This is a genomic window from Streptomyces sp. NPDC006487 (assembly GCF_042870555.1).
GTDB lineage: Bacteria > Actinomycetota > Actinomycetes > Streptomycetales > Streptomycetaceae > Streptomyces.
The window spans coordinates 22,711-29,551 of sequence record NZ_JBIAHN010000035.1 but is presented as its reverse complement, the minus strand read 5'-3'; the positions used below and the strand labels follow the sequence as shown (position 1 = coordinate 29,551).

The 6,841-nt window shown below is 73.0% G+C and carries 6 protein-coding genes; 2 read left to right on the top strand and 4 right to left on the bottom strand.

Features of this window, described 5'->3' with window-relative positions; genetic code table 11:
• Positions 1-165: 165 nt before the first annotated feature.
• Positions 166-894, bottom strand: a complete 729-nt coding sequence (locus tag ACFYM0_RS37260; RefSeq protein WP_388509988.1) for a GntR family transcriptional regulator — start codon at positions 892-894, stop codon at positions 166-168.
• Between the two features lie 51 nt (positions 895-945).
• Here ACFYM0_RS37260 and ACFYM0_RS37255 point away from each other — a divergent pair, with 51 nt between their 5' ends.
• Both ACFYM0_RS37255 and ACFYM0_RS37250 read left to right on the top strand, forming a co-directional pair.
• Positions 946-1,815: a (2Fe-2S)-binding protein gene (locus tag ACFYM0_RS37255; protein ID WP_388509970.1), complete on the top strand. Its 870-nt coding sequence runs from the start codon at positions 946-948 to the stop codon at positions 1,813-1,815.
• Between the two features lie 298 nt (positions 1,816-2,113).
• Complete coding sequence (locus ACFYM0_RS37250) at positions 2,114-3,199, top strand: DUF2637 domain-containing protein (protein ID WP_388509967.1); 1,086 nt, start codon at positions 2,114-2,116, stop codon at positions 3,197-3,199.
• A gap of 53 nt (positions 3,200-3,252) precedes the next feature.
• Here the strand turns inward: ACFYM0_RS37250 and ACFYM0_RS37245 are convergent, their stop codons facing one another.
• From ACFYM0_RS37245 to ACFYM0_RS37235, 3 genes are all read right to left on the bottom strand, one after another.
• Positions 3,253-3,639, bottom strand: a complete 387-nt coding sequence (locus ACFYM0_RS37245) for an ATP-binding protein (protein ID WP_388509985.1) — start codon at positions 3,637-3,639, stop codon at positions 3,253-3,255.
• 209 nt (positions 3,640-3,848) lie between these two features.
• A complete protein-coding gene (locus ACFYM0_RS37240; protein ID WP_388509964.1) occupies positions 3,849-5,591 on the bottom strand; it encodes a pyruvate dehydrogenase in 1,743 nt (580 codons plus the stop codon).
• A gap of 72 nt (positions 5,592-5,663) precedes the next feature.
• Positions 5,664-6,530, bottom strand: coding sequence for a protein phosphatase 2C domain-containing protein (locus tag ACFYM0_RS37235; protein WP_388509961.1), 867 nt, complete (start codon positions 6,528-6,530; stop codon positions 5,664-5,666).
• Positions 6,531-6,841 lie beyond the last annotated feature (311 nt).

Below are 6,841 nucleotides of genomic sequence, written 5' to 3'. Positions count from 1 at the left end.
GGCCTGGACGTAAAGCGTGATGTGTGGCGCAGGTACACCCCACGGCTGTCGAAGTCGAGCCCAGGGCGCCTAAATCATGCAGTCCAGGCCGACACCCCACCCCGCCCCCGGCACCGCCCCCACCCCAGCCCCGCCGGCGGTTGAGGCGCAGGACCCCCCGAGGGGTCAGGCCGTCGTGAAGTGGGCGCGGATCACGGACTCCGCCCCCGGGAGGTCGCCCGCGGCGAGCGCGGACACGACCGCCACGTGTTCCCCCGCCTCCGCGACGAGCTCCGCCCGTCGGACGCGCCGCGGCCCCGGCAGGGGCCACTGGGATCGGCGGTGGAGGTCCTCCGCCACCAGGAGGAGCTGACCGTTGCCCGCCAGCGCGAGCACCGCACGGTGAAACGCCCTGTCCGCGTCGGCGTACCGCACCGCATCACCCGAGGCGGCCGCCTCCACGGTCTCCGCGGCCGCGGGCCCCAGCGCGGCCCAGGCCGCGGACGGCACCGTACGGGCCAGCCGCAGCATCACGGGGACTTCGAGCAGCGCCCTGACCTCGGCCAGTTCCGCCAGCTCCCCCGGGGTCCGGGTCAGGACCCGGAAGCCCCGGTTCGGGAGGCATTCGACGACCCCCTCCAGCGCCAGCTGCTGCATCGCCTCGCGCACGGGCGTCGCGGAGACCCCGAAGCGCTCCCCCAGGGCCGGGCCCGAATGGATCTCCCCCGGGGCCAGCTCGCCCGCGACCAGCGCCGCGCGCAGAGCGTCGAGGATCTGCCCGCGCACGGAATGGCGTACGACCTTCCGGTTCTGCTGCTCCGGCACCCGGGCTCGGGCCGTCTCGCGCACGCGGTCCTCCCACGGGTTTCGATCTGCCCCCGAAGAATAGCCCTCCTTCCCACGCCCCACGGAGATCAGGTAAGGTAAGGCTTACCTGTTAACGATCGCGTGGATCGGTGGTTCGCCATGACCGTCACGGCCGTCGCGCCCGCCCCGGGCCACGTCCACCCCGTACGCACCTCTCCGGTGGCGGACGCCTACGCGCGGCTGACCGAGGCCTACGGCGGCCTGCGCGTCACCGAACTCGCCCCGCACGAACCCTCCCCTTGCGGTGTGGGGTGGGTCGGTGCGGACGAGCTCGCGGCCGGCGGCGAGGCCCTGGAGGCCTTCCTCGCGTGGGACGAAGCGCAGATACTCCGCGACTACGGGCGCCCGGGCCGGCCCGACGTGGTGGCGGGGTTCGGACTGCACCGGTACGCGTGGGAGGCCTGTCTGCTGTTCACGGCCCCCTGGTTCCTGGACCGGCGCGTGCCGCTCCTCCCCCCGGAGGCCGTGTCCTTCCACCGGACCGACGGCCGGATGGCCGTCCGCGTCCGCTCCTTCGCCTGTCTGCCGGACGACCCGGCGGCAGCGCTCCCCGGGGCCCGGGTCGTGCCCGACGAGGACGCGCTGCGCGCAGAGGTACGGGCTGCGGTGGCCCGGCACCTCGAACCGCTCATGGAGGGCTTCGGCCCCCGGATGCGCCGCGGCCGGCGCGCCCTGTGGGGCATGGTGACCGACGACGTGGTCGAGAGCCTCTGGTACGTGGCCAACCTGCTCGGCGAGGCCGAGGAGCAGCGGGCCGTGCGCGAGCTGGACCGGCTCTTCCCCGGCGCGACCACCCCGTATACCGGCGGCGCGGGCTTCCGCACCCTGGAGGCCCCGGACGGCCGGCAGCTCCCGACCCGTGACCGGGCGAGCTGCTGCTTCTTCTACACGATCCGCCCGGACGACACCTGCGTCACCTGCCCCAGGACCTGCGACGAGGACCGGATCGCCCGCCTGACGGCGGCCTGACCGCGGCCTGACGGCCGGTCGGTGTCACCCACCCGGACGTACGGCCGCCCCCGGGTTTCCGCGCCGCCGCCCCCACCACCTCAACCCACCCGTCCGGCTGACGGAAATCGAACTCAACTCTCGTCGCACGAGCTGGAGTTCGATCCGCAACACCCTATCCGGCGGGCTCCGCACCCCGTTGGCGTCCACTTGCCCCGAAACCCGCGTGCACGGCTCACCGGCTGCGCCACTATGGCGCCCGGAAAGCCGCACAGGCCACAAGCCGAACAGCCGCATACGCGAGGCAAGGGACAACCGCATGAGACTGACCGACATATCGCTGGACTGGCTGCTGCCCGGCAGCCTGCTGATCCTGGGCGTACTTGCGGCAGTGGCGGTACTGGCCCGGGGCAAGCGCGAAGGCGAGAAGGCCGGGGCGGCCGAGGACAGCTGGGAGCGCAGCGAGGAGCGGCGGCGGCGCAAGGAAGCCGTCTACGGGACCGCCTCGTACGTCCTGCTCTTCTGCTGCGCGGCGGTCGCCGCGGCACTCTCCTTCCACGGGCTGGTCGGCTTCGGCCGGCAGAACCTCAACCTGTCCGGGGGCTGGGAGTACCTGGTCCCCTTCGGTCTCGACGGCGCCGCCATGTTCTGTTCGGTGCTCGCCGTCCGCGAGGCCAGTCACGGCGACGCGGCCCTCGGTTCGCGCATGCTGGTCTGGCTGTTCGCGGGAGCCGCCGCGTGGTTCAACTGGGTGCACGCTCCGCGCGGCCTCGGCCACGACGGGGCTCCGCAGTTCTTCTCCGGCATGTCCCTCTCGGCGGCCGTGCTCTTCGACCGCGCGCTGAAGCAGACCCGCCGGGCCGCGCTGCGCGAACAGGGTCTGATTCCGCGGCCGTTGCCGCAGATCCGGATGGTCCGCTGGCTGCGGGCACCCCGGGAGACCTTCGGCGCCTGGTCGCTGATGCTGCTGGAGGGGGTCCGCACGCTCGACGAGGCCGTGGACGAGGTGCGCGAGGACAAGAAGGAGAAGGAGAACGACCGGCACCGCAGGCGGGAGCAACACCGCCTGGACCGGGCGCACATCAAGGCGCTCGGCAGGCAGAACCGGGCGTTCGGGCGCCTGGCCCGCGCCCGTCAGGTCGAGGTGCCGGGGCTGGCCCCCGGAGCGGGCTCCGCGCCGGTCGGCGCGGAGCCGGCCATAGCGGAAACCGGACAGCTGCCCCTACGGCGCCGGCCCTCCCTGCAGGCCGTGAGTGGAACCGAGCCCCCTCACACGACTGACCCGGCCAACACGGCCACCGGCCCCCGGACGGTGGACCTCACCGCCGAGGACGACACGCAGACGCTCCCCCGGCTCGACTCGCTGGAACGCAAACTGAAGGACCTGGAGCAGCAGTTCGGCTGAGGTGAGGTGCACCCACCCGTCCGGGATCCGCCGCGCGGGGTCCGCCCGATCACTCAGGCGGGCCCCGCCTCCTTCGCTCCGTCGAGCTCGAACCACACCACTTTGCCGCCGCCCAGCGACAGCCCGAGCGCGTCCACGCCCCAGGCGTCGGCGAGCGACTGCACCAGCACCAGTCCCCGGCCGTGCGTACCGTCGTCGGCGGACGGTACGTGCGGCCGGGGCCGGCGGGCGGCGTAGTCACGGACCTCCACCCGCAGCCGGTCGGCTGCGAACGTCGCGGAGACCTCGGCTCCCTGATCGGTGTGGACGAGGGCGTTGGTGACGAGCTCGGTGATCAGCAGCTCGGCCACCTCGGCGGCCTCCGCCCTGCACCGGTGGCGCATCAACTCCCTTAAGTCCCTGCGGACTTCCCCGACCGCTTTGAGATCGGCCCGCCGCACGCTCCGGGTGATCCCCGACGCGTCCACCACCGCCTCGCCCTCGGCCGACGGTTCGCGCGGCACCGGCCGCCCTCTCCGCCACAGCTTTCCGGCCTTCGCCCCCACCCGCACGGCGATGTACCTCCCCGTATTCCCGCTCCCCGAAGGCCCGCCTGTCGAACAGGCCTACGGGATGCATGCCCCCCGGGGGAATCCGCACGCATCCGGGCTCAGGGGCGCGGCACGTTACGGAGGTTGGATCGAGCCATCTGGATCATCCGGCCCACCCCTCCGTCCAGCACGATCTTGCTGGCCGAAAGTGCGAATCCGGTCACCATTTCAGCACTGATCTTCGGTGGAATGGACAGGGCGTTGGGGTCCGTGACCACGTCCACGAGAGCGGGGCCCTTGTGCTTGAACGCATCCCTCAAAGCCGCTGTGAGCTGCTTGGGCTTCTCCACCCGGACCCCGTACGCGCCCGCCGCGCGGGCGATCGCCGCGAAGTCGGGGTTCTTATTCGTGGTTCCGTACGAAGGAAGGCCGGAAACCAGCATCTCCAACTCGACCATCCCGAGGGATGAGTTGTTGAAGAGGACCACTTTGACGGGGAGGTCGTACTGCACCAGGGTGAGGAAATCTCCCATCAGCATGGAGAAACCACCGTCGCCGGACATCGACACCACTTGACGTCCGCGATCGGTGAACTGTGCGCCGATGGCCTGCGGAAGGGCGTTGGCCATGGACCCGTGGCTGAAGGAGCCGATGATGCGGCGCTTTCCGTTCGGGGAAAGATAGCGCGCCGCCCAGACGTTGCACATGCCCGTGTCCACGGTGAATACGGCGTCCTCGTCGGCGAGTTCGTCGAGCACCGCGGCCACGTACTCGGGGTGGATGGGCGTGCGCTTCTCCACCTTGCGCGTGTACGCCTTCACCACTCCTTCCAGGGCGTCCGCGTGCTTCTTCAGCATGCGGTCGAGGAACCGGCGGTCCGTCTTGGCCTTCACCCGGGTGTTCAGCGCGCGCAGGGTCTCCCTTACGTCGCCCCAGACGGCGAGGTCCAGCTTGGTGCGGCGGCCGAGGTGTTCGGGCCGGATGTCGACCTGGACGATCTTGACGTCGTCGGGGAGGAAGGCGTTGTACGGGAAGTCCGTGCCGAGCAGGATCAGCAGATCGCACTCGTGGGTGGCCTCGTAGGCCGCGCCGTAGCCGAGCAGCCCACTCATGCCGACGTCGTACGGATTGTCGTACTGGATCCATTCCTTGCCGCGCAGGGCGTGCCCGATGGGGGCCTTGACCCGGCCGGCGAACTCCATGACCTCGGCGTGCGCGCCGGCGGTGCCGCTGCCGCAGAAGAGGGCGACCCGGTCGGCCTCGTCGATGAGCCGGACCAGCTTGTCGATCTCCCCGTCGCCGGGCCGTACGGTCGGGCGTGCGGTCACCAGCGCCTGCTCGGCACTCTGCTCCGGTGCGGGCAGGGAGGCGATGTCCCCGGGCAGGGACACCACCCCGACGCCGCCGCGCCCGACGGCGTGCTGGATGGCGCTCTGCAGGACCCGGGGCATCTGGCGCGGGTTGGAGATCAGCTCGCTGTAGTGGCTGCATTCCGTGAACAGCCGGTCGGGGTGGGTCTCCTGGAAGTAGCCGAGGCCGATTTCGCCGGAGGGGATGTGGGAGGCCAGCGCGAGGACCGGGGCCATGGAGCGGTGGGCGTCGTAGAGCCCGTTGATCAGGTGGAGGTTGCCGGGGCCGCAGGAGCCCGCGCACGCGGCGAGGGTGCCGGTGATCTGGGCCTCGGCGCCGGCCGCGAAGGCGGCGGTCTCCTCGTGGCGCACCTGGATCCACTCGATGCCGCCGGTGCGGCGGATCGCGTCGACGACGGGGTTGAGGCTGTCCCCGACCACTCCGTACATCCGGCGCACGCCGGCGCGCACCAGGATGTCGATGAACTGCTCCGCCACGTTCTGCTTGGCCATGGAGGGGGCGCCCTTCCCTTTTCCGGTTCGGCTCTGCCGGGTGCGCCTCCCATCCACGCATGATCCGCCGGTTTACGCCTCCCAGACCGCGGCGGCCGTCCGGTCGTCGGCGTAGCCCTTGAGGCGGAGCTGGGTGTCCGCGAGGAAGGCGGCGAGGCCCGGCGGCGGCGCGTCGGCCCAGCGGGCGGCGAGCTCGACGGAGAGCGGTTCCTCCTCGCGCATCGGGTCGGCGAGGCCGCCGGAGCACAGCAGCAGGGTGTCCCCGGGGCGGGCCACGGAGGCCCTGAAGCGGAAGCGGAAACCGGCGGGGGCCGAGGCGGTGGCCGGGGCGGGCGCCGGGGCCGGCTCCTCCAGGTCCCGCCACTGCCCGTCCCGGAGCCGGAACAGACCGCCCGCGCCCGCGCCGAAACAGACCCGGGTACGGCAGCCGGGATCGACCGGCAGCAGCAGTCCGCGCAGCCCGGCGGTGTAGCCGTCCTCGGGAAGCCCCAACTCGGCGGCGCGGGCGCGCAGCTGCCCGTAACCGCGGTCGGTGAGCCGTTGGAGCCCCGAGCGCAGGGCTTCCCGCCGGCCGTCCCGGACGTCCTGCGACAGCCGCTCGTGACTCCGCCCGACGGCTCCCGCGACGGAGCGGCACACCTCGGCGGCGGCCTCGGCGGCTCCGGGTGCGGCCCGGTCCCCGCCGGCGAGCACGACCAGGACCAGCGCGTCGGGGCCGGTGCCGAAGCGGGCGGTGAGCAGGAAGTCCTGCCGGGCCTCGCCCCGGAACCGGGCGGAGTCCCCGCGCACGGAGGCCGCGCGCAGCGTGTAGCCGCCGTACTGGGCCCCCTCCAGCACGGTGTCGGGGGTCAGCGCGGCGAGCCCGGCCGGATCGGCGGCCGGCAGCGCGATGGGCTCCGCGGCGTAGGTGGGCGGCCGGTCCCCCAAATGCGCCACCACGGGCCGCGGCCCCCCGAAAACCCCACCCCCCGAGCCCCCGCTCCCGGCGCCGTGCCCGGCCTCTTGTCCGGCGCCGTGCCCGGCCCCTCGTCCGGCCTCTTGTCCGGCGCCCCGTCCGGCCCCTTGCCAAGCGCCCTGCTCGGTCCCCTGCCAGGCCCCTTGCCCGGCCTCCGGGCCGGCTACAGATCGGCCTCCCGGGCCGGCCTCCTCCCCGGCCACGCCGCCCGTCCGGCCGACTGCCCCGCCGGACGGGACCCCGTCACCGGACCCCGACCCGGGGCCGACGCCGGACCCGTCCCCGGACGCGGGAG